This is a genomic window from Streptomyces kryoterrae (genome assembly GCF_054072135.1).
The window spans coordinates 7504430-7526537 of record NZ_CM133358.1; the positions used below are offsets into that span (position 1 = coordinate 7504430).

At 69.1% G+C, this 22108-nt stretch carries 17 protein-coding genes; 8 read left to right on the plus strand and 9 right to left on the minus strand.

The window, feature by feature from the left end:
* The first annotated feature begins 226 nt into the window (after positions 1-226).
* From ACW4TU_RS33265 to ACW4TU_RS33275, 3 genes are all read left to right on the plus strand, one after another.
* Positions 227-1207, plus strand: a complete 981-nt coding sequence (locus ACW4TU_RS33265; RefSeq protein WP_457430447.1) for an endonuclease/exonuclease/phosphatase family protein — start codon at positions 227-229, stop codon at positions 1205-1207.
* A gap of 110 nt (positions 1208-1317) precedes the next feature.
* Positions 1318-2580, plus strand: a complete 1263-nt coding sequence (locus tag ACW4TU_RS33270) for an MFS transporter (RefSeq protein ID WP_457419271.1) — start codon at positions 1318-1320, stop codon at positions 2578-2580.
* A 152-nt stretch (positions 2581-2732) separates the two neighbouring features.
* A complete protein-coding gene (locus ACW4TU_RS33275) occupies positions 2733-3305 on the plus strand; it encodes a dihydrofolate reductase family protein (protein ID WP_457419273.1) in 573 nt (190 codons plus the stop codon).
* A gap of 240 nt (positions 3306-3545) precedes the next feature.
* Here the strand turns inward: ACW4TU_RS33275 and ACW4TU_RS33280 are convergent, their stop codons facing one another.
* The 3 genes from ACW4TU_RS33280 to ACW4TU_RS33290 form a co-directional block, all read right to left on the minus strand.
* On the minus strand, positions 3546-3737 hold the full coding sequence (locus ACW4TU_RS33280; protein WP_082417165.1) for a hypothetical protein: 192 nt from the start codon (positions 3735-3737) through the stop codon (positions 3546-3548).
* 153 nt (positions 3738-3890) lie between these two features.
* Positions 3891-5390, minus strand: coding sequence for an arabinofuranosidase catalytic domain-containing protein (locus ACW4TU_RS33285; RefSeq protein WP_457419275.1), 1500 nt, complete (start codon positions 5388-5390; stop codon positions 3891-3893).
* A 439-nt stretch (positions 5391-5829) separates the two neighbouring features.
* A complete protein-coding gene (locus tag ACW4TU_RS33290) occupies positions 5830-7584 on the minus strand; it encodes an NAD+ synthase (RefSeq protein ID WP_457419277.1) in 1755 nt (584 codons plus the stop codon).
* 212 nt (positions 7585-7796) lie between these two features.
* Between ACW4TU_RS33290 and ACW4TU_RS33295 the strand changes: the two genes are divergently transcribed.
* Positions 7797-8213 (plus strand): hypothetical protein, encoded by a 417-nt coding sequence (locus ACW4TU_RS33295; RefSeq protein ID WP_457419279.1) that lies wholly within the window; start codon positions 7797-7799, stop codon positions 8211-8213.
* A 39-nt stretch (positions 8214-8252) separates the two neighbouring features.
* On the opposite strand, the gene ACW4TU_RS33300 is transcribed toward ACW4TU_RS33295, so the two are convergent.
* The 3 genes from ACW4TU_RS33300 to ACW4TU_RS33310 all read right to left on the minus strand — a co-directional run bounded on the left by ACW4TU_RS33300 (position 8253) and on the right by ACW4TU_RS33310 (position 11699).
* Positions 8253-10196, minus strand: coding sequence for a S53 family peptidase (locus tag ACW4TU_RS33300; RefSeq protein WP_457419281.1), 1944 nt, complete (start codon positions 10194-10196; stop codon positions 8253-8255).
* Between the two features lie 196 nt (positions 10197-10392).
* Positions 10393-11016 (minus strand): DUF305 domain-containing protein, encoded by a 624-nt coding sequence (locus ACW4TU_RS33305; protein WP_457419283.1) that lies wholly within the window; start codon positions 11014-11016, stop codon positions 10393-10395.
* On the minus strand, positions 11013-11699 hold the full coding sequence (locus ACW4TU_RS33310) for a DUF3105 domain-containing protein (protein WP_457419284.1): 687 nt from the start codon (positions 11697-11699) through the stop codon (positions 11013-11015). The genes ACW4TU_RS33305 and ACW4TU_RS33310 overlap by 4 nt, the downstream gene beginning before the upstream one ends.
* Before the next feature lie 328 nt (positions 11700-12027).
* Between ACW4TU_RS33310 and ACW4TU_RS33315 the strand changes: the two genes are divergently transcribed.
* Entirely contained in the window at positions 12028-13389 is a 1362-nt protein-coding gene (locus ACW4TU_RS33315; protein WP_457419286.1) for a glutamine synthetase family protein, read from the plus strand.
* Between the two features lie 52 nt (positions 13390-13441).
* Here the strand turns inward: ACW4TU_RS33315 and ACW4TU_RS33320 are convergent, their stop codons facing one another.
* Positions 13442-13888 carry a VOC family protein gene (locus ACW4TU_RS33320; RefSeq protein ID WP_457419288.1) on the minus strand — a complete coding sequence of 149 codons (447 nt, stop codon included), beginning with the start codon at positions 13886-13888 and terminating at the stop codon, positions 13442-13444.
* Between the two features lie 210 nt (positions 13889-14098).
* Between ACW4TU_RS33320 and ACW4TU_RS33325 the strand changes: the two genes are divergently transcribed.
* On the plus strand, positions 14099-17101 hold the full coding sequence (locus tag ACW4TU_RS33325) for a bifunctional [glutamine synthetase] adenylyltransferase/[glutamine synthetase]-adenylyl-L-tyrosine phosphorylase (protein ID WP_457419290.1): 3003 nt from the start codon (positions 14099-14101) through the stop codon (positions 17099-17101).
* Between the two features lie 16 nt (positions 17102-17117).
* Here the strand turns inward: ACW4TU_RS33325 and ACW4TU_RS33330 are convergent, their stop codons facing one another.
* Together ACW4TU_RS33330 and ACW4TU_RS33335 are read right to left on the minus strand one after the other, a co-directional pair.
* On the minus strand, positions 17118-17999 hold the full coding sequence (locus tag ACW4TU_RS33330) for a phosphatase PAP2 family protein (protein WP_457419292.1): 882 nt from the start codon (positions 17997-17999) through the stop codon (positions 17118-17120).
* A 166-nt stretch (positions 18000-18165) separates the two neighbouring features.
* Positions 18166-19203, minus strand: coding sequence for a LacI family DNA-binding transcriptional regulator (locus ACW4TU_RS33335; protein WP_457419294.1), 1038 nt, complete (start codon positions 19201-19203; stop codon positions 18166-18168).
* Between the two features lie 473 nt (positions 19204-19676).
* Between ACW4TU_RS33335 and ACW4TU_RS33340 the strand changes: the two genes are divergently transcribed.
* Together ACW4TU_RS33340 and ACW4TU_RS33345 are read left to right on the plus strand one after the other, a co-directional pair.
* Positions 19677-20951, plus strand: coding sequence for an extracellular solute-binding protein (locus ACW4TU_RS33340; RefSeq protein WP_457419296.1), 1275 nt, complete (start codon positions 19677-19679; stop codon positions 20949-20951).
* Positions 20952-21093: 142 nt separating this feature from the next.
* Complete coding sequence (locus ACW4TU_RS33345) at positions 21094-22098, plus strand: carbohydrate ABC transporter permease (RefSeq protein WP_457419298.1); 1005 nt, start codon at positions 21094-21096, stop codon at positions 22096-22098.
* The last annotated feature ends 10 nt before the right edge of the window (positions 22099-22108 follow it).

Genomic DNA, 22108 nt, shown 5'->3' on the forward strand with positions numbered 1-22108 from the left:
GGCGGCAACCGGAACTGGTCGTGCCGACTTGTTCGTCATCGTCCCCGTACGGCCGTCATGAGACGGCGAGATCGGAGCCGTTCATCCCCTAGGGTCTTAGGCGCGGGGGACGGACGGGATGCACGGCAGGTTGTGAGGCGACGGTATGGCCCAGCAGGCGTACATGACGGAGACGGACAACGGAGGCTCGGGACCCGAGCGCCGGGGACCCCGGCTTCGGCGCCTGATGAGCCGTCTGGCGGCCGGCTGGCGAGGGGATCCGAGAATCTGGCGCCGGGGCCTGATCACCGCGGCGCTGGCGATCCTGCTCGCCCTGGTGATGGTGCTGCACGCGCAGATCCCCAACCGGATCGGCAACCTCGGCAGCCTCAGCGAGACGTTCCTGCCCTGGTTCGGCGTCATCTCCGTACCGCTGCTGCTCGTCGTCGCGCTCATCCGGCGCTCCGCGACGGCGCTGATCGCGGTCGTGCTGCCCACGGCGGTCTGGTTCAACCTCTTCGGCGGGCTGCTCGGCAGCAACGCGGGCACCGGCGGCGACCTGACGGTGGCCACCCACAACGTCAACGCGGAGAACCCGGACCCGTCCGGCACCGCCCGCGAGGTGGCGGGCTCCGGCGCGGACGTCCTCGCCCTGGAGGAGCTGACGGAGACTGCGGTCCCGACGTACGAGAAGGCCCTCGCGTCGACGTACAAGTACCACTCGGTGCAGGGCACCGTCGGCCTGTGGAGCAAGTACCCGCTCAGTGCCTCCCGGCCGGTGGACATCAAGCTGGGCTGGACCCGCGCGATGCGCGCCACCGTGGCGACGCCGGAGGGCCCGGTCGCGGTGTACGTCGCCCACCTCCCGTCGGTACGCGTGAAGCTGGAGGCCGGGTTCACGGCCCGCCAGCGCGACAGGAGCGCGGACGCGCTGGGCGAGGCGCTCTACGACGAGAAGCTGACGCGCAAGATCCTGCTCGGCGACCTCAACGGCACGATGAACGACCGCGCGCTCAACGCCGTCACCGCCCAGATGCGCTCCACACAGGGCGCGTCGGGCAGCGGGTTCGGGTTCAGCTGGCCGGCGTCGTTCCCGCTGGCGCGGATCGACCAGATCATGGTGCAGGGCGTGGAACCGGTCAGCTCCTGGTCACTGCCGCGCACCGCGAGCGACCACCTGCCGATCGCGGCGCGGGTGAAGATTCCGGCATCGGCAACCGGCTCGTAACCCGGGGGAATACTGGGCCTGACAGGCTTTGTTCCGTACTTGAACATAAACTGTACGGACGTACGCCCGCCGCACTCTTCGAAAGGCCCCGCGCTCTGATGTCCCGGCCCATGCCGACCACGCCGCCGACCACCTCGTCCACCCGCAGAACCACGCCACTGGCCCTGCTGGCCCTCGCTGTGGGTGCTTTCGGCATCGGCACGACCGAGTTCGTGATGATGGGCCTGCTGCCCGACGTCGCCGACGACCTGGGCGTCTCGATCCCGTCCGCCGGGCACCTGGTGTCGGCGTACGCGCTCGGCGTCGTCATCGGCGCCCCGCTGCTCGCGGCGGTCACGGCCCGGATGGCGCGCCGCAAGGTCCTCATGGGCCTGATGGGGCTGTTCATCGCGGGCAACGCTCTGTCGGCGTTCGCACCGACCTACGACTACCTCCTGGCCGCCCGCTTCCTGAGCGGGCTGCCGCACGGCGCCTTCTTCGGCGTGGGCGCGGTGGTGGCCACGAGCATGGTGGCCCCGGAGCGCAAGGCCCGCTCGGTCTCGCTGATGTTCCTGGGCCTGACGGTCGCGAACGTGGTCGGCGTCCCGGTGGCCACGGCCATGGGCCAGCAGCTCGGCTGGCGGGCGACCTTCCTCGGCGTGAGCGTGATCGGCGTGGCGGCGATCGCTGCGCTGGCGCTGCTGATCCCGCACGACCGGATGGGAGCACCGGTGGCCGGGCTGCGCGGCGAACTGGCCGCGCTGAGGTCGCTGCCGGTCTGGCTGGCTCTCGGCACGACGGTGGCCGGCTTCGGCGCCCTGTTCTCGGCGTACAGCTACATCACTCCGATGCTCACGGACTCCGCCGGGTACGCCGACTCCAGCGTGACGCTGCTGCTGGCCCTGTTCGGCGTCGGCGCGACGATCGGCAACCTGGTGGGCGGCCGGCTCGCGGACCATTCGATGCGGGGCACGCTGTTCGGCGGCCTGGTGTCACTGATCGCGGTCCTGGGCGCGTTCCCGCTGCTGATGAGTACGGCGTGGAGCGCGGCCCTGGCGGTCGTGCTGCTCGGCGTGGCGGCGTTCGTCACGGGCTCGCCGCTGAACCTGATGGTGATGGAGCGGGCGTCGACGGCCCCGTCGCTGGCGTCCTCGGCGAACCAGGCGGCCTTCAACCTGGCGAACGCCGGGGGAGCGTGGATCGGCGGCCTGGCCCTGGCGGCGGGCTTCGGGGCGACCTCTCCGGCGCTGGTCGGTGCGGGCTTGGCTCTGCTGGGCCTGGGCGTCGCGGGGATCGCGTACGTGGTGGACCGTCGCGGGGTGACTCCGTCGGCCGGGCGGGAGCGTGTGGTGGCGTCGCATGTGCCTGTGCGGGCGGAGAAGGTGCACCACTGAGGGGGTGCTTTCCCACCCGACCGCCCGTTTCCAGTGCGTTTCCAGGGTGCCCTCGAACTCGACGACGGCCGATGAGTTTCACCGCGAACCGGAGTCAGCCAGGGTAGAAAAGGCTGAGAACCAGCCACGAGACGTCCCCCAGGAGATCCGAGATGCGCACCCTGATCAGCACCGCTTTCGTCTCGCTCGACGGCGTCGTGGAGGCCCCGGGCGGCGAGCCCGGTTACCGGAACGCCGGATGGACCTTCAAGGACGTCGAGTTCCTGCCGGAGGCGTTCGAGATCAAGGGCCGGGAGCAGAAGGAAGCCGCCGCGATGCTGCTGGGCCGTGTCAGCTACGAGGCGTTCAGCCCGGTCTGGCCGGACATGGAGGACTTCGCCGACTACAAGGTGATGCCGAAGTACGTCGTCTCCACCACCCTCACCGACGACGCCCTGGTGTCGAACTGGGGCGAGACCACGATCCTGCGCTCGCTCGACGACGTCGCCGCACTGAAGGAGACCGAGGGCGGCCCGATCATCATCCACGGCAGCGCCACCCTCACCCGCGACCTCTCCGACGCCGGCCTCATCGACCGCTACCACCTGCTGGTCTTCCCGTTGCTGCTCGGCGCGGGCAAGCGGCTGTTCAGCGGCACGGACAAGGACGCCCAGAAGCTGAAGCTCGTCGAGTCCGAGGTGTACGCCAACGGCCTGCAGAAGAACGTCTTCGACGTCGTCCACTGACGGCCCGCCCCGAGGGGCGGACTGCGGTGACCACGACGTTCACGCCGTCGAGAGCCCAGCCGCGCCATCCATGGGCCCGCCAACTCGGCGGTGAGCCCGCCAATTCGACGCCTCGAAATGCCGGTGCAGATACGACGCGAGAGAGCAATACGGGTCAAGGGAGACGTCGCAATCGCCCCAACCCGTACGGCTCTCTTCACGCCGTGGCCCGGCCGTTCCTGTCTCTCGCACACCACGCCGCTAGTCCCGCTGAGCGGCGAACAGTTCCAGGTGCGCGCAGGTGGGGCAACGATAGGCATCGATCTGCCAGTGCGGTCGGCCCATCCTCTTGGCGCCGCCGAGCGGGCCTCGCTGAAGGGGGCCCGCGATCCACCGCGCGAACCCGCGAGCGCCTTGTCCCGAGTCCTCGACGAAGCCCGGCTCCAGCCCCACCGCACCGCATTGGGTGCACCGTATGTTGTTCATCGTGGGAGTGTAGTGAGCAACGAATCTCGGCGCCCGTCTCAGGCCCCTCCCCGCCCGCGCAAGGCCGAAGGCCTGCCGGAGGTGTGGGCATCCGGCAGGCCTTCGGGGTGGGGGTGCCGGCTAGGGCGCGATGTCCCACTGCTGGCAGGTGTTGTCGAGCTGCTGCCACTGGCGGACCGCGGTGCCGTTGGCCGTTGCGCAGTTCGTGACGTCCAGGGTCATGCCGGTGTAGACGTTGCTGATCGTGTAGTGGCTGCCGACGTGGGTGACGTCCCACTGCTGGCACTGGTTGCCGAGCGAGGCCCACAGCTGGACGGCCGTGCCGTTGCTCTGGCCGCAGTTCTTGTCGTCCAGGACCGTGCCGCTGTTGACGTTGGTGATGGTGTAGTGGCCGTTGCCCGCACTGGCGAACTTCCACTGCTGGCAGGTGTTGCCGAGCGAGGACCAGAGATCGACCGAGGTCCCGTTGGCCGTACCGCAGTTCACCGCGTCCAGGACCTTGCCCGAGTTGGTGTTGGTCAGCCGGTAGGCGGTGCCGGCGACGGGGAAGGTGGCGGTCGGGGTGGTGTAGCCGACGGAGGTGATGTTGGCCTGTACGGCGTTGTCGGCGGCGTCGGTCGGGTAGCCGGCGGTCATGACGCCTTCGAAGAAGGAGCCGTCGGAGCCGTTGCTGTTGTCACCGCCGGTGCCGAGGACGATGGCGCCCTCTTTCTGCATCGGGGTGTATCCGCCCAGGTTGGGCAGGGCTCCGTTGTACCAAGTGGTCAATGACCCCGATTGCGCGTTGCCGCCCTTGAGGGCATAGGTCGTCGTGCCGTTGTTCTTGAGCAGGGCCGTGACGAACTCACTGCTGTTGCCGGTGTTGCTCGGGTAGGAGCCGTTCGCTCCGAAGAAGAGCCCGTTCTCCAGGTCCGCCTCGACCCACGGGCCCGATCCGGCACCCGAACACGAGAACCAGCACTCCGTACCGAAGTTGAGCGCGTCCATGTGGCCGTTGCCGGTGTCGTTGCCGGACGTCTCGGCGTTGCCGTAGTCGAAGCAGCACCGGTTGTTCACGTGGTGGCCGCTGGTCACCATGTACATACCCTCGGGGCTGCTCCCGGTCGCGACGCCCGACGTGCTGTTGTCGCGGTAGCCGACGCCGGCCGACACGAAGATCCCGTAGGCCGCGTGCCCGCCGACGGTCACCGGCAGCGCGTTGGCGATGGCGCCGACGTCCTGGCCGCCGTTGCCGCCGGGGCCTTCGACGGTGAGGTCGTTGTGCTTGGCGCTCTGGTCGTAGATCTTCGTGATGACGCACGTCGTGCCGGAACAGAAGGAGTCCTGCGCCGCGGCGTTGGCGTAGCCGCCCGCGGTGAGGGTGCCGATGTTGGCCGTCGTGGAGTCCGAGGCGCGCTTCACCTGGTAGAGGGAGCCGCTGTACGCGGCGTAGAGCGCGCGTGTGGTGCTGTGCGCGGCGACGCAGGGCGTTCCGGCCGCGGCGTAGATGTCGCAGGGGAGTGAGGTGGCGGCCTGCGACGGGGCGGCGGCGCCGACCAGGAGGCCGGCGACCACCGCGATGGTCGCGCCGACCGAGAGAAGTATCCCTCTGAGGCGCTGACGACGTGAAAGAGAAATCACCGTTGATCTCCGTTTCTGTAGGGCATGCCGAATACCCGAAGGTGCCGCTGTCCGTTGCCCGCTTTCTGGATCGGGCTCAATGCAGTGCAACTTCTTCGCGAGTACACGATGTGAGCGCTAACATTTTTCGCGCTCAGGGGAGGGTCGGAGGGGGGTGGGAAAGGTTGTCGTGCGGGACTTCGAACGACCGGAGGGAGTAACCTGGAGGTCAGATGGCCGCCAGTATGGCTCCGGTGTGAAGTTGCGTCAATATTTCCGGCATGAGTCGCATGCGAGCGCTAACAACTCGTCAAGCGTCGGCCAACAAGTCGTCAAATTCCCAGGCAGGGCAGGGTCGCGTTGGAATTCGGTCGAAATTCCGAACGGGTGTGATCGAAATGTCGAACCAAATTGAATTGCTCGAAATTCCGAACCGGTAACCTCGCGGGTTATGGGGCCCTCAGACCGACTCCCGCCACCCGTTGGTGATGGGCAGCCGCCGGTCCTTCCCGAACCCCTTGGCCGAGATCTTCGTCCCCGGCGGATACTGCCGCCGCTTGTACTCCGCCGTGTCCACCATCCGCAGCACCCGGGTCACCAGTTCCGCGTCGTACCCGGCCGCCACGATCGCGTCGGCCCCCGAGTCCCGGTCCACGTACAGCTCGAGAATCGCGTCGAGCACCGGATAGTCGGGCAGGGAATCCGTGTCGATCTGCCCCGGACGCAACTCCGCGCTCGGCGGCTTGGTGATCGAGTTCTCCGGGATCGGCGGGGTCTGGCCCCGTTGTGCGGCCGCGCGGTTGCGCCACTCGGCCAAACGGAAGATCGACGTCTTGTACACGTCCTTGATCGGGCCGTACGCACCCACCGAGTCGCCGTAAAGCGTCGAGTAACCCACCGCCAGTTCGCTCTTGTTGCCCGGCGCCAGCACGATGTGCCCCTCCTGGTTGGAGATCGCCATCAGCATCGTGCCCCGCAGGCGGGACTGGAGGTTCTCCTCCGCCAGGTCCGTCAGGCCCAGCGAGTCCATGTACGCGTCGAACATCGGCGCGATCGGCACCGTACGGAAGTTGAGGCCCGTCCGCCGGGCCAGTTCCGCCGCGTCGCCGATCGAGTGGTCCGACGAGTACTTCGACGGCATCGCCACGCAGTACACGTTCTCCGCGCCCACCGCGTCGCACGCGAGCGCCGCGACCAGCGCCGAGTCGATACCGCCGGACAGCCCGATCAGGACCGACCTGAAGCCGTTCTTCGTCACGTACGCCCGCAGGCCCACCACCAGCGCCGAGTACATCTCCTCGTCGTCGTCCAGGCGCTCCGCGTACGCGCCCGTCAGCTCGGGCTCGTACGCCGGCAGCGGCTCCTCGGACAGCACCACGCGGTCGATACGCAGACCGTCGTCCACCACGCCCGTCGGGGCGTCTGTCAGGGCCGCCGGCAGGTCCAGGTCCAGGACCACACAGCCCTCCGTGAACTGCGGGGCCCTCGCGATCACCTCGCCGTCCCTGTCCACGACGATCGAGTCGCCGTCGAATACCAGTTCGTCCTGGCCGCCGACCATCGCCAGGTAGGCGGTCGTGCAGCCCGCCTCCTGGGCGCGCTTGCGGACCAGCTCCAGACGGGTGTCGTCCTTGTCACGCTCGTACGGGGAGGCGTTGATCGAGAGCAGGAGGCCCGCCTTCGCGGAGCGCGCGGCCGGGACCCGGCCGCCGTCCTGCCAGAGGTCCTCGCAGATGGCGAGCGCCACATCGACGCCGTGCACGCGCAGTACGGGCATGGTGTCGCCCGGCACGAAGTAGCGGAACTCGTCGAAGACGCCGTAGTTGGGGAGGTGGTGCTTGGCGTACGTCAGGAGCACCTCGCCCCTGTGCAGCACGGCGCCCGCGTTGCGGGGGGAGCCGGCCGGGCGGCCGAACTTCGGCAGGTCGCTCTCGGAGCGGTCGAGGTAGCCGAGGACCACCGGCAGCTCGCCGAAGCCCTCGTCGGCGAGGCGCGTGGCGAGGGACCGCAGGGCCGCGCGGGACGCCTCCACGAAGGAGGAGCGCAGGGCGAGGTCCTCGACGGGGTACCCGGTCAGCATCATCTCCGGGAACGCCACGAGGTGCGCTCCCTGCTCGGCGGAGTGCCGGGTCCAGCGGAGGATCGAGTCCGTGTTTCCGGCGATGTCGCCGACGCGCGAGTCGATCTGGTTCAGGGCGAGGCGTAGTTGAGGCACGCCGCCAAGTGTAATCGTCAATACGACGCGATGGGGGGTGGAGGAGTGTGGATCGCCCCACGCCGGGCTGAGGACCCGATCCCGACTTACCGGCTATTCGGTGCAAGTCGGGCTCACGGTAAGGCGCTTGGGGTCATCTCTCCCTGACGGTAGGGCAATGGGATCTTGAAGTGCATTGCCCGGACGTCATGGCTGCGTCTTCAGTAGGGGATATGACATACAACGGGGCACATGTGGACAGTGAAGGCCGCAGAACGGGCTGGGGATGGTTCCTGGCCTGGTTCGCGGTGGGAGCGTGCGTGGCTGCCGGGCTCGCCGCCCTCCTGACCGTGGGGCTGGTCTTCCTTGTCCTGGCCGCCGTGGCCGCCGGGCTCCTGCTGCGGAAGGGGCCTCGGAACGCCGTAGCCGGAGGTCTCGCGGGTCTGGCGTTGCCGCTCTTCTACCTCGCGTACCTGAACCGGGGCGGCCCGGGGGACGTCTGCGGTTCGTCGCCGGGCGGGCAGACGTGCACCGAGGAGTACACCCCCCTACCGTTCCTGGTCGGCGGCGTGCTCCTGTTCGCCGCGGGTTTCGTGATCTTCCTCCTGGTCGAGCGGGGTACCCGAAAAGCGCCCGTCCCCGGACGGTGAACGCTCCGGGGACGGGCTTGGGTCGAGCAGGTCGCCGGGTCAGCGGCGGTACGACTCCACGTAACCCTTCGAGGGCGTACCCACGCCGGTCACGTCGTCATAGCCGCGTACGGCCTGCAGCGAGCTGTCCTTGCCGAGGCTGCGGACGGAGGTGAGGATCCCGTCCGTGGCGTCGTAGCCGTTGGCGAAGTCGAGGCGTGCCACGGCGAGTCCGTACCCCGTGGGGTTGTCGGTCACGTCGTGGTAGACCTTCGCGTGCGAGGCGTACGTCGCGTAGATCGCCGGGTTGGCGAAGCCGATCGCCTTGCCGCCGCGGGCCTCCTGCGCGAGGGCCTGCACGGCCGCGATCACCGGTGCCGCCAGGGACGTACCGCCGATGCGGTACTCGCTGTACGCGGTGCCGCCCTCCGGCAGGGTCTGGGTCTGGCCGACCTTGAAGCCGGTGTTCGGGTCCGCGATCGCCGCGATGTCCGGGACGACGCGGTTGCCCTTGGAGCTGTTGGCCTTGGCCAGGTAGTCCGGGACGAGGCCCTTCTGGTAGAAGGGCTCCGCCACGGTCGCGCTGGTGCCGCCGCCCGCGCCCGAGGTGAAGGCGCCCGGGAAGTTCGTCCAGCTCTTGCCGTCGGCCGACAGCGCGGCCTTCTGGGTGCCCCAGCCGGTCTCCCACTGGTACTTGTCGCCCCGGCCGACCGCCAGCGAGGTACCGCCGACCGCCGTCACCCACGCCGAGTTGGCCGGGGTGTCGACCTGCTTCTGGCCGGTGTTGACGACCTCGTCGCCGTTGTCGCCGGAGGAGAAGTAGAAGCCGATGCCCTGGACCGCGCCGAGCTTGAACACCTGGTCGTAGGCGGCGGCCAGGTCCGGCGTCTGGTTGGCCTCGATGTCGCCCCACGAGTTGGAGACGATGTCGGCCAGGTGCTTGTCGACGATCTTGCCGAGCGAGTCGAGCAGATCGTCGTCGGTGCAGGACGCGGAGCCGACGTACGTGATGTCGGCGTCCGGCGCGACCGCGTGCACGGCCTCGACGTCGAGGGTCTCCTCGCCGTACCAGCCGGCCGCGGAGCACTCCTCGGTGTACCGGTAGTCCGCCGGAAGGACCTGCTTGAGCTGGCCCTTCCGGTAGGTGGCGTCGCCGTGGGCGTCCGCGTAGGTGGCGGCGTCGGCGGCGATGTACGGCGAGGCGTAGGCGTCGGTGATGGCGACGCGCACCTTCTTGCCGGTCCAGCTGCCCGCGCCGTACGCGGCCCGCAGCTGCTTGCCCGTGTAGCCCTGGACGGCGTACGGGATCTGCGCGCCGTACGCCGTCGGCAGCGAGGCGGCGGTGTTCGAGCCGAAGTACGTGGAGAACGGACCCGAGTTGCGGAACACCGTCTCCGGCGCCGGCAGGGTGTCGTCGTGGGTCGCGTGGTGCGGGGCGTTGTCCAGACCCGTGACGGTCAGGACGGCACCGTGCAGGCTCTCAGGCGCGGAGGCCGCCTTCGCGGGCGCCCGGTACGTCTTCTTGCCCTTGGCGTAGTTGTGCAGCTGCGTACTGAAGGCCTTCTCGGCCGCGGCCACGTCACCGGTCACCGTGACGTAGTGCGCCGTGACGCCGGTGACCGTGAGGCCCGACGCCTTCAGCCACGCCTTGACAGCGGCGACCTGGGCCGGGGAGGCCCCGAAGCGCTGCTGGACCTGCGCGGCGGTGAGGTACTTGCCGTACGAGGCGGACGTCGGGTCGGAGACGGCCTTCGCGTACGCGGTCAGACCGGTGGCGTCCCGGCCTGCGAAGTAGACCCGGGCGGTGACCTTGGAGCTGTCGGGCGTGGCTCCCTTGTCCGCCTTGGCGGTGGCCCACGCGGGCCTGGTGCCGGCGAGCGTGTCCCGGCCCGGGGCGTCCGCGGCATGGGCCGCGGGTATGCCGAGCGCCAGCGCGCCGGCGAGCAGAGGCAGTGTCGCTGCCAGGCTCACACCGGCGCGCTTGACGGCGCGAGTGGATCTCATGGAACCCCCTGATGCGGTTCAACGCGAGCAAGGCGAGTGATCACTCGCCGCTGGCCACTCTCGCGATGATCCGTTCATGTCAGGGGAATCAGGTGGGAATGGCTGTGCCAAGAAGCACCCAAGAGAACGTATACGCAAGCGATTTGATGTTTAAGGTCCCAATCGTTCCGCCGGACCGCTCCGCCGAACCCCCTCCCTAGGAAAGGGCCTTGGCGCCGCGCTCCTTCAACATCCCCGCCATCAGGGAGATCTCCGACTCCTGCGCGTTCACCATGCCCTGCGCGAGCCGCTTCTCCACCCCCACCTCGCACCGCTCCACACACCCGTTGGCCATGTGGACACCGCCCTGGTGGTGCTTGGTCATCAGCTGGAGATAGAAGACCTCCGCCTGCTTGCCGCTGAGCTTGCCCAGCCTCGTCATCTCGGTGTTGGTCGCCATGCCCGGCATCAGCGCGCCGTCCTTGCCGTCGGCCATGCCCGCCATGTCCATCCAGGACATGGGCGCGTCCGAGGACACCTTCGGCAGCTCCCACAGGTCGAGCCAGCCCAGCAGCATGCCGCGCTGGTTGGCCTGCGTCTGCGAGATGTCGTACGCGAGCCGCCGGATCTCCTCGTCGGTCGTCCGGTCGCGCACGACGTAGGACATCTCGACGGCCTGCTGATGGTGGACGGCCATGTCACGGGCGAAGCCCGCGTCCGCCGAGTCGGCGGCGGGTGCCTTCATCCCGGAGTCGTCGCCGTCGGCGACCGCGTAGGTGATCGCGCCGGCCGCGACGAGCGCCGCCGCGGCGGCACCGGCGATCCAGACCGACCGGCTCACTGGGACAGCCCGTTCGTGCAGGCGGCCCCCGGCTCGGGGGTCTGCTTGCCCTGGACGAACTCCTCGAAGAACTTGTCCACGTTCGGGTCCTTGGCGCTGGTCACCGTGCGCTGCTTGCCCCAGGCGGACAGCATGATCGGGTCCGCCTGCTTGTCGTCCGGGCTCATCAGCGTGTACGGCGTCTTCTTCACCTTGGCCGCGAGCGCGTCGATGTCGGTCTTCGACGCCTTGCTGTTGTACGTCACCCATACGGCCCCGTGCTCCAGCGAGTGCACGGCGTTCATGTTGTTGAGCGCCTTGGTGTAGACGTCGCCGTTGCAGTTCATCCAGACCTGATTGTGGTCACCGCCGACCGGGGGCTCCATCGGGTAGTTCACGGTCTTGGTGACGTGGTTCTGGGTGAGCTTCTTGTCCCAGGTCTTCACGCCGTCCGCGCCGGTGACGAACTTGCCGGCGCCCTTGGAGTCGGTCGCCGCGGTGTCGCTGTCGTCGGACTGCTTCTTCACCAGGACCGTCGCACCGACGACCAGGCCGGCCACTATGACGACGCTCACGCCGATCGTGAGGATCCGGTTCCGGCGCTCACGCGAGCGCTCGGCGCGCCGCATCTCCTCTATGCGCGCCTTGCGCGCCGCGCTGCCACTGTCTTTGGCGTCTTTGGCGCTCTTCTTGGCGGAACCCATGGGATCGGTCCTTCTGGGGAAAGGGGCGGTCGGTTGGCCGGTCGGTTGTTCGGTCCCTGATCGTAATCGGTGGCCACTGATCGTAATCCGCGACCGCCCGCAACGGTTCCCGTCCAGGGGCACCCATTACGGATGTGGCCGCGAACAGGCAAGATGAGGAGCAGAGCGGTGCACCTGCCGTACGCGAGGCGTTCACTCCGAGGTCGGCTGGACGATCAAGGTGCGCAATGCGCATGAAATGCTGTTGTGGTGGGATGCTCAGGTGCCCGACCGCCTTCCGTGGTACGGGAGACAGGCGGCCTGACCAGCAAGGATGGGGAAGCGGAAGATGGACAAGCAGCAGGAGTTCGTGCTCCGGACGTTGGAGGAGCGTGACATCCGGTTCGTCCGGCTGTGGTTCACGGACGTGCTGGGCTTCCTCAAGTCCGTGGCCGTGGCCCCGGCCGAGCTCGAGCAGGCCTTCGACGAGGGCATCGGGTTCGACGGCTCCGCGATCGAGGGATTCGCTCGCGTATACGAGTCCGACATGATCGCCAAGCCCGACCCGTCGACGTTCCAGATCCTCCCGTGGCGCGCGGAGGCCCCCGGCACCGCCCGGATGTTCTGCGACATCCTCATGCCGGACGGCTCGCCGTCCTTCGCGGACCCGCGCTACGTCCTCAAGCGGGCCCTCACCCGCGGCTCCGACCTGGGCTTCACGTTCTACACGCACCCGGAGATCGAGTTCTTCCTCCTGAAGGACAAGCCGCTGGACGGCACCCGTCCGACCCCGGCCGACAACTCCGGCTACTTCGACCACACCCCGACCCACGTCGGCCAGGACTTCCGCCGCCAGGCGATCACCATGCTGGAGTCCATGGGCATCTCGGTCGAGTTCTCCCACCACGAGGGCGCCCCCGGCCAGCAGGAGATCGACCTGCGGTACGCGGACGCGCTCTCCACGGCGGACAACATCATGACGTTCCGCCTGGTCATGAAGCAGGTGGCGCTGGAGCAGGGCGTCAACGCGACATTCATGCCGAAGCCGTTCAGCGAGCACCCCGGCAGCGGCATGCACACCCACCTCTCGCTCTTCGAGGGCGACCGCAACGCGTTCTACGAGTCGGGCTCGGAGTACCAGCTCTCCAAGGTGGGCCGCTCGTTCATCGCCGGCCTGCTGAAGCACGCGGCGGAGATCGCGGCGGTCACCAACCAGTGGGTGAACTCGTACAAGCGCATCTGGGGCGGCTCGGAGCGCACCGCGGGCGCCGGCGGCGAGGCCCCCTCGTACATCTGCTGGGGCCACAACAACCGCTCGGCCCTGGTCCGCGTCCCGATGTACAAGCCCGGCAAGACGGGCTCCGCGCGCGTGGAGGTCCGCTCCCTGGACTCGGGCGCGAACCCGTACCTGGCGTACGCCGTCCTGCTGGCCGCCGGCCTCAAGGGCATCGAGGAGGGCTACGAGCTTCCGCCGGGCGCCGACGACGACGTCTGGGCCCTCTCGGACGCGGAGCGCCGCGCGATGGGCATCGAGCCGCTGCCCCAGAACCTCGGCGAGGCGCTCTCCCTCATGGAGCGCAGCGAACTGGTCGCCGAGACGCTCGGCGAGCACGTGTTCGACTTCTTCCTGCGCAACAAGCGCCAGGAGTGGGAGGAGTACCGCTCCGAGGTGACCGCCTTCGAGCTGCGGAAGAACCTGCCGGTGCTGTAAGCGGGTAGCCGGACAATCCCGGGGCCGCAGCGGCGGCCCCGGGACACAGCCGTCAGTGAGAGCCGGCCGCCGACTCGGTCAGCAGCGCGTGCAGCGGTTTCGCCGCGCGCTGGCGGTACTCCTGGATCGCCCAGCCGTTGCCGTCCGGGTCCTTGAAGTACATGAACGTGGCGCCGTCGTCCGGCGAGAACCGCATCGGCTCCGACACCTCCAGGCCGCGTTCGACCAGCTCGGCGTGGGCCGCCTTGATGTCGGCGACGCACAGCTGGAGGCCCTGGTACGAGCCCGGTGCGGGCGTCGGACCGTCCATCGTCTCCCAGATGGTGTCACCGAGGGCGATCGAACAGCCCGAGCCCGGCGGCGTGAGCTGGACGATGCGCATCCCCGGCATGACCTCCTGGTCGATGTCGACGTGGAAACCGGCCTTGTCGCGGTAGAAGTCCCGGGCCCGGTCGATGTCACTCACGGGCAGCGGGATGACTTCGAGCGTGTACTGCATCGCTGGTCCTCCAGATCGCCTCTACGGAACGGCTCCCCTCACCGAAGCCGAAATCCGTGCGGGGCGCCACCGAAAAGAGCACAGCGGCGGCGGAAATCATCGGTCCGGCCTGCGAACATCGCGCTGGTCCGGCCGGCGCTTCCCGCGGCCTCTCCGGTTACGCTCGTGAGCGTACGACCTTGATCCGATGGTCCGACGGGAAGGCCCAGGATGATGGCGCCGGGGCGCAGGAGCAGTACCTTCACTCGGCTGCTGCGGCACGGCTTCACCGATCCCTCCGCCGCCGAGCGGCTTCTCGACAGCGTCGAGCTCGCCCCGATGCGGGACGACCCGGTGCTGCTCGACGCGCTGGGCGCGACCGCCGACCCGGATCTCGCGCTGCTCGGCCTCGTACGGCTCGCCGAGGCACAGGACGGGCGGACCGCCCGGCACGAGCTGCTGGACACGGTGATAGCGGCCAAGCCGCTGCGCGACCGGTTGCTCGGGGTGCTCGGCGCCTCCGCCGCCCTCGGCGACCATCTGATCCGGCATCCCCGCGACTGGCAGGCCCTCACCACGTACGAACCCCGGGATCTCCATCCCGGGGTGGAGGAGTTCGAGCGGGGGCTCGCCGAGGCTACCGACCCCGTGTCGCTGCGCGTCGCCTACCGGCGCTGCCTGCTGTCCATCGCCGCCCGCGACGTGTGCGGCACCACCGACCTCGCCGAGACCGCCGCCGAGCTGGCCGACCTCGCCACCGCGACCCTGCGCGCCGCCCTCGCCATCGCCAGAGCCGCCGCGCCCGACGACGCCGCACAGTGCCGGCTCGCGGTCGTCGCGATGGGCAAGTGCGGTGGCCACGAGCTCAACTACGTGTCCGACGTCGATGTCATCTTCGTCGGCGAGGCCGTCGACGGGGCCGACGAGGGCAAGGCGCTGCAGGCCGCCACCCGGCTCGCCTCGCATCTCATGCGGATCTGCTCCGAGACCACCATCGAGGGGAGCATCTGGCCCGTCGACGCCAATCTGCGCCCCGAGGGCCGCAACGGGCCGCTGGTGCGCAGACTCAGCAGCCATCTCGCCTACTACCAGCGCTGGGCCAAGACCTGGGAGTTCCAGGCCCTGTTGAAGGCCCGCCCGGTCGCCGGTGACGCCGAACTGGGGGAGGCGTACGTCGCCGCGCTCGCCCCGCTCGTCTGGCATGCCGCCGAGCGAGAGAACTTCGTCGTCGACGTGCAGAAGATGCGCCGCCGCGTCGTCGAGAACATTCCCATCGCCGAGGTGGAGCGGGAGCTGAAGCTCGGGCCGGGTGGCTTGCGGGACGTCGAATTCGCCGTCCAGCTGCTGCAGTTGGTGCACGGGCGCGCCGACACCTCCCTGCGCAGCGGGACCACCCTGGACGCGCTGGGCGCGCTCGCCGCCGGCGGGTACGTCGGGCGCGCGGACGCCGTGCAGCTCGACGACGCCTACCGGTTCCTGCGGTCCATGGAGCACCGGATCCAGCTGTTCCGGCTGCGGCGCACCCACCTCGTGCCCGAGGGCGAGGCCGATCTGCGGCGCATCGGGCGCTCGCTCGGGCTGCGCACCGATCCGGTGGCCGAGCTGAACCGGGAGTGGAAGCGGCACGCGTCCGTCGTACGGCGGCTGCACGAGAAGCTCTTCTACCGGCCGCTGCTCGACGCTGTCGCCCAACTCGCCCCCGGCGAGACCAGGTTGAGCACCGTCGCGGCTCGGGAGCGGCTGGTCGCGCTCGGGTACGCCGATCCGGCCGCCGCGCTCCGGCACCTGGAGGCGCTGGCCAGCGGGGTGAGCCGGAAGGCGGCCATCCAACGGACCCTGCTGCCCGTCCTGTTGGGCTGGTTCGCCGACTCCGCCAACCCGGACGCCGGGCTGCTCAACTTCCGCAAGGTGTCGGACGCGCTGGGCCGAACCCCCTGGTATCTGCGGCTGTTGAGGGACGAGGGGGCCGCCGCCGAGAACCTGGCCCGCGTCCTGTCCGCCGGGCGCCTCGCCCCCGACCTGCTGATGCGCGCCCCGGAGGCCGTCGCACTGCTCGGCGACGGTGACGGGACCGGCGGGCTGGAGCCGCGCGAGCGGGACCAGCTGGAGCAGGAGATACTGGCCGCCGTCGGGCGCTCCGAGTCCGGAGAACAGGGCGTGTACGCCGCGCGTGGTGTCCGGCGGCGCGAGCTGTTCCGTACGGCCGCCGCCGACATCGTCGGCTCCTACGGCACCGAGCAGTCGCCCGCCGAGGCCGACCAGGGCGCCCTGGTGGAGCAGGTCGGCGGCGCGATCTCCGACCTCACGGCGGCGACCCTGGCCGGGACCCTGCGGGCGGTCGTGCGGGACGGATGGGGGGACACTCTGCCCACCCGGTTTGCGATCATCGGCATGGGACGCTTCGGCGGGCACGAGATGGGCTACGGCTCCGACGCCGACGTCCTGTTCGTGCACGAACCCCGGGAGGGCGTCGACGAGCACGAGGCCGCCAAGGCCGCGAACACCGTCGTCTCCGAGATGCGGCGCCTCCTCCAAGCACCCAGCGCCGACCCGCCGTTGCTCATCGACGCGGATCTGCGCCCCGAGGGCAAGTCGGGGCCGATGGTCCGGACCCTGCCGTCGTACGAGGCGTACTACCGCCGCTGGTCCCTCGGTTGGGAGTCGCAGGCGCTGCTACGGGCCGAAGTCGTCGCCGGGGACCTGGAGTTGGGGCGCCGTTTCATCGAGCTGATCGATCCACTGCGCTACCCGGCGAAGGGGCTCGGCGACGACGCGGTGCGTGAGATCCGACGCCTGAAGGCGCGTATGGAGTCGGAGCGGATGCCTCGCGGCGCCGATCCGACCCTGCACACCAAGCTCGGGCGGGGCGGTTTGTCGGATGTGGAGTGGACCGTCCAGTTGCTGCAGCTCCAGCACGGGCGGGCCGAACCGGGGCTGCGGACGACCCGTACCCGCGAGGCCCTCGCCGCCGCCTGCGCCGCCGAACTGATCTCCGGGGAGGACGCGGCGATACTGGACGAGGCGTGGGTGCTGGCCACCCGGGTGCGCAACGCCGTGATGCTGGTGCGCGGGCGGGCCGGGGACACCTTCCCCTCGGACGGGCGGGAACTGGGCGCGGTCGGGCGGTACCTGGGGTACGGGCCGGGTCATGTCGGCGACATGATCGACGCGTACCGGCGGACCACCCGGCGGGCCCGCGGTGTCGTGGAGACGCTGTTCTACGGGGCGTCGTAGACGGAGAAGTCCGGGCCTATGGCTTGACCGGGAGCAGTGGGCCGCCCCGCCCCCGCACCGGGACCAGTTTCGGCAGGGCGTACGGGAGCCTGCCGTACCAGAGGCGGGCCACCGTGAAGCCGAAGGCCAGGCACATGAGGCCGCCCACCGCGTCCAGCCAGAAGTGGTTGGCGGTGGCGACGATCACCACCAGGGTGGCCACCGGGTAGAGGAGCCCGAGGACGCGCACCCAGGGGACACTGGCCAGCGCGAAGATCGTCAGGCCGCACCACGTGGACCAACCGATGTGCATCGACGGCATCGCCGCGTACTGGTTCGACACGTGTTTGAGGTCGCCGGACGCCATCGAACCCCAGGTGTGGTGGATCAGCACCGTGTCGACGAAGTCGCCGCCGTTCATCAGCCGGGGCGGGGCGAGCGGATACAGGTAGTAACCGACCAGGGCCACCGCCGTGGTCGCGAAGAGGGTCAGGCGTGTCGCCGCGTAACGCCCCGGGTGACTGCGGTACAGCCACACAAGGACACCGAGAGTGACGATGAAGTGCAGCGTCGCGTAGTAGTAGTTCATGCCCACGATCAGCCATGTCACCGAGTTGACCGTGTGGTTGACCGACTCCTCGACGGCGATGCCCAGGGTGTGCTCGGTCTTCCAGAGCCAGTCCGCGTTGCGCAGCGCCTCGGTCTTCTGCTCCGGCACGGCGTTGCGGATCAGTGAGTACGTCCAGTAACTGATCGCGATCAGAAGGATCTCGAACCACAGCCGTGGCCGGCGCGGAGCGCGCACTCGGCGCAGGAGTCCCTTGACCACGCGGTCGTTCCCCTCCGCCGTTTCGTCCGTGACGGAGTGTGGAGCGGCCCGGTCGTGGCCTTCCCTAGTCGTCACGGTCGTCTCACCCATGGACACAGAGTCTGCCAGATACGGTCCCCTCCCAGATCATCCCCTGGTCCTGTCCGACCCGCACGTCCTACGGTGGGGAGAGACGGCCCGGAGTACTACCAGGGCACTGGCCGAAGCGGGGAATTCTCCACCCTGAGAACGACACTGGGGGTGGAGTCCGGGAGCGCTACCGGGAACGGTTGCGGTCCCCGGGGGCCGAGGCCGTCGAACCCCGGACCACCAGCTCCGGCATGAACACGAACTCGCTGTGCGGAGCGGGTGTACCGCCGATCTCCTCGAGGAGTGTGCGTACGGCGGCCTGGCCCATCGCCGGGACCGGCTTGCGCACGGTGGTGAGGGGCGGGTCGGTGAAGGCGATCAGGGGGGAGTCGTCGAAGCCCACGACCGAGACGTCCCGGGGGACCTCCAGACCGCGTTGCCTGGCCGCCCGTATCGCGCCCAGCGCCATCATGTCGCTCGCGCACACCACCGCCGTGCAGTCACGGTCGATCAGCGCCATGGCCGCCGCCTGGCCGCCCTCCAGGGTGTACAGCGAGTGCTGGACGAACCGCGTCTCGACGTCCTGTGCCGTCAGGCCCAGCAGATCCTGCATCGTCCGCACGAAGCCCTCGATCTTGCGCTGCACCGGCACGAAACGCTTCGGCCCCAGAGCCAGTCCGATACGGGTGTGGCCGAGGGAGACGAGGTGCGTCACCGCGAGGGTCATCGCCGCGCGGTCGTCGGGCGAGATGAACGGCGCCTGCACCTTGGGGGAGAAGCCGTCCACCAGGACGAACGGCACGCCCTGGGCGCGCAGTTGATCGTAACGCTGCATGTCGGCGGAGGTGTCCGCGTGCAGACCGGAGACGAAGATGATGCCGGCCACGCCCCGGTCGACGAGCATCTCCGTCAGTTCGTCCTCCGTCGAGCCGCCGGGCGTCTGGGTGGCCAGGACCGGCGTGTAACCCTGCCGGGTCAGGGCCTGCCCGATGACCTGCGCCAGCGCGGGGAAGATCGGGTTCTCCAGCTCCGGGGTGATGAGGCCCACCAGGCCCTCGCTGCGCTGCCGCAGCCGGACCGGGCGCTCGTAGCCCAGTACGTCGAGGGCGGCGAGCACGGTCTGGCGGGTGGTGGCGGCGACGCCCGGCTTCCCGTTCAGGACCCGGCTGACCGTCGCTTCGCTCACCCCCGCCTGGGCGGCGATGTCGGCAAGCCGTGTGGTCACAGGGCTGGACTGTACCGGCCGGCCCTCGCCTTGCCCACCGAACGGCCGCCGGGCACGGGCCGTCGAACGGCCCACCGGACGGCCGGGACGGCCGCTCGCCGCCGCGGGTTGCTGCGTCATCGCGCTCCCTCGTGTCTGGCACGTGTGTCTGGCGTGGGTCTCACGTGTGTCATGCGTGGGTCTGATGGGGCGTACATGGCAAGAGCTTGCAGAGTCTTGCACAAGTGTCCCGAATCCCGCTGGGCAGCGGCAGAACAGGGGCTGAGGAACCCGCCGGTGAAGGCGGCAAGGGTCACGGCGCGGTAACTGTCGTCGGTTCTTGCATTTTTTTGCTGCAAGGTCTTTCGTCGCGCTTACCTGGCTGTTACGTTCACGTCGCCCGGCGGCGGCAACGGAGCGGCCGGCAAGTCGGCGGAAACGGCGGACGGGCCCGTTTCCGTCAGTACACGGGCTTTCACCCTCAAGGAGAACTCATGCGGCGTGGCATAGTGGCCACCGCGCTGGTGGCGTCCATCGCCCTCGCGGCGACGGCCTGCGGCGGAGACGACAGCGGCAGTGACAAGGCCGACGGTCCGGTCACCATCACCTGGTGGGACACCTCCAACGCCACCAACGAGGCGCCGACGTACCAGGCCCTGGTCAAGGAGTTCGAGGCCGCCAACAAGGGCGTCAAGGTCAAGTACGTCAACGTCCCCTTCGACCAGGCGCAGAACAAGTTCGACACCGCCGCCGGTGCGTCCGGCGCCCCGGACGTGCTGCGTTCCGAGGTCGGCTGGACCCCCGCCTTCGCCAAGAAGGGCTTCCTGCTGCCGCTCGACGGCACCGAGGCCCTCACCGACGAGGCCAAGTTCCAGCCCAGCCTGATCGAACAGGCCAAGTACGACGGCAAGACGTACGGCGCACCGCTGGTCACCGACACCCTCGCGCTGGTCTACAACAAGGAACTCTTCACGAAGGCCGGCATCACCGAGGCCCCGAAGACCTGGGCCGACCTGAAGACGGCCGCCGCCACCATCAAGGCCAAGACCGGCGTCGACGGCTACTGGGGCTCCACCCAGGCCTACTACGCCCAGTCGTTCCTCTACGGCGAGGGCACCGACACCGTCGACGCCACCGCCAAGAAGATCACCGTCAACTCGGCCGCCGCCAAGAAGGCCTACGGCACCTGGCTCGGCCTCTTCGACGGCAAGGGCCTGCACAAGGCGGACACCACCGCCGACGCCTACGCCCACATCCAGGACGCCTTCGTCACCGGCAAGGTCGCCGCGATCGTCCAGGGGCCGTGGGAGATCACCAACTTCTACGCGGGCGCCGCGTTCAAGGACAAGGCCAATCTCGGTATCGCCACCGTCCCGGCCGGCTCCACCGGCAAGGCGGGCGCGCCGACGGGCGGCCACAACCTCTCCGTGTACGCGGGCTCGGACGCCGCGCACCAGAAGGCGGCACTGAAGTTCGTCAACTTCATGACGTCCGCGAAGTCCCAGACACAGATCGCCCTGAAGAACTCGACGCTGCCCACCCGCGACGACGCCTACACCGCCGAGGTCAAGGCCGACCCGGGCCTCGCCGGCTACCAGGGCGTCCTCGCCGCCGCCCAGCCCCGCCCGGCGCTGCCCGAGTACAGCTCCCTGTGGGGTCCGCTCGACACCGAGCTGGCGCAGATCGCGGGCGGCAAGGAGTCCCTCGACAAGGGCCTCGGCAACGCGGAGACCGCGATCGCCAAACTGGTCCCGGACTTCGGCAAGTAGTCCGCGAGTGATCGGCACATGACCCCGAATGACCGTCGGAGCTGACCGGTTGGACCCGGGGACAGTTCCGACGGTCATCGGCCTGGCTGCCGTACCCCCTGGTCTCCTTGGACTTCCTGATCTTCCAGAAGGTGTCGAACCCATGACAGTCGCCATCGACCGCGCGACCGGCAAGCGCCGCGGTGAGCCCGGGCCGCGACCCGGACGGCTCGATCGTCTCAAGCACGCCTACCAGAAGTACTGGTACGCGTACGCGATGATCGCCCCCGTGGTCGTCGTGCTCGGCGGACTCGTGCTCTACCCGCTCGTGCGCGGCATCTATCTGACGCTCACGGACGCCAACAGCCTCAACTCGGCCCGCACGATCGGCGTCAACCACATCGACGCCACCTACAAGTTCATCGGCTTCGACAACTACGCCGACATCCTGTGGGGCGACACCGCGTACGACCGCTTCTGGTCGCACTTCATCTGGACGATCGTCTGGACCGCGCTCTGCGTGACCCTGCACTACTGCATCGGCCTCGGCCTGGCCCTGCTGCTCAACCAGAAGCTGCGCGGGCGCACCTTCTACCGGCTGATCCTGGTACTGCCGTGGGCCGTGCCCACCTTCGTCACGGTGTTCGGCTGGCGGTTCATGCTCGCGGACGGCGGCATCATCAACTCGATGCTCGACGCGGTACACCTGCCGTCACCGCTGTGGCTGGAGGACACCTTCTGGCAGCGGTTCGCCGCGATCATGGTGAACACCTGGTGCGGTGTGCCGTTCATGATGGTCTCGCTGCTCGGCGGCCTCCAGTCCATCGACTCCACGCTGTACGAGGCCGCCGACATGGACGGCGCGAACGCCTGGCAGCGGTTCCGGTACGTCACCCTGCCGGGCCTGCGCTCCGTCAGCTCGACCGTCGTACTCCTCGGCATCATCTGGACGTTCAACCAGTTCGCCGTGATCTTCCTGCTGTTCGGCAACACCGCCCCGGACGCGCAGATCCTCGTCACCTGGGCCTACTACCTCGGCTTCGGCCAACAGCCGCGCGACTTCGCGCAGTCGGCGGCCTACGGCATGCTGCTGCTGGCCATCCTGATCGTCTTCACCTCCTTCTACCGCCGCTGGCTGAACCGCAATGACCAGCAGCTCGCGATCTGAGGCAGGAGTC

What these genes read in the sequence shown, in the direction of transcription:
- ACW4TU_RS33330 (WP_457419292.1), bottom strand. Translation starts at nt 17,999, where the DNA reads ATGGGTGAGACGACCGTGACGACTAGGGAAGGCCACGACCGGGCCGCT.
- ACW4TU_RS33295 (WP_457419279.1), top strand. Translation starts at nt 7,797, where the DNA reads ATGACATACAACGGGGCACATGTGGACAGTGAAGGCCGCAGAACGGGC.
- ACW4TU_RS33325 (WP_457419290.1), top strand. Translation starts at nt 14,099, where the DNA reads ATGATGGCGCCGGGGCGCAGGAGCAGTACCTTCACTCGGCTGCTGCGG.
- ACW4TU_RS33275 (WP_457419273.1), top strand. Translation starts at nt 2,733, where the DNA reads ATGCGCACCCTGATCAGCACCGCTTTCGTCTCGCTCGACGGCGTCGTG.
- ACW4TU_RS33315 (WP_457419286.1), top strand. Translation starts at nt 12,028, where the DNA reads ATGGACAAGCAGCAGGAGTTCGTGCTCCGGACGTTGGAGGAGCGTGAC.
- ACW4TU_RS33320 (WP_457419288.1), bottom strand. Translation starts at nt 13,888, where the DNA reads ATGCAGTACACGCTCGAAGTCATCCCGCTGCCCGTGAGTGACATCGAC.
- ACW4TU_RS33270 (WP_457419271.1), top strand. Translation starts at nt 1,318, where the DNA reads ATGCCGACCACGCCGCCGACCACCTCGTCCACCCGCAGAACCACGCCA.
- ACW4TU_RS33300 (WP_457419281.1), bottom strand. Translation starts at nt 10,196, where the DNA reads ATGAGATCCACTCGCGCCGTCAAGCGCGCCGGTGTGAGCCTGGCAGCG.
- ACW4TU_RS33265 (WP_457430447.1), top strand. Translation starts at nt 227, where the DNA reads ATGAGCCGTCTGGCGGCCGGCTGGCGAGGGGATCCGAGAATCTGGCGC.
- ACW4TU_RS33310 (WP_457419284.1), bottom strand. Translation starts at nt 11,699, where the DNA reads ATGGGTTCCGCCAAGAAGAGCGCCAAAGACGCCAAAGACAGTGGCAGC.
- ACW4TU_RS33345 (WP_457419298.1), top strand. Translation starts at nt 21,094, where the DNA reads ATGACAGTCGCCATCGACCGCGCGACCGGCAAGCGCCGCGGTGAGCCC.
- ACW4TU_RS33340 (WP_457419296.1), top strand. Translation starts at nt 19,677, where the DNA reads ATGCGGCGTGGCATAGTGGCCACCGCGCTGGTGGCGTCCATCGCCCTC.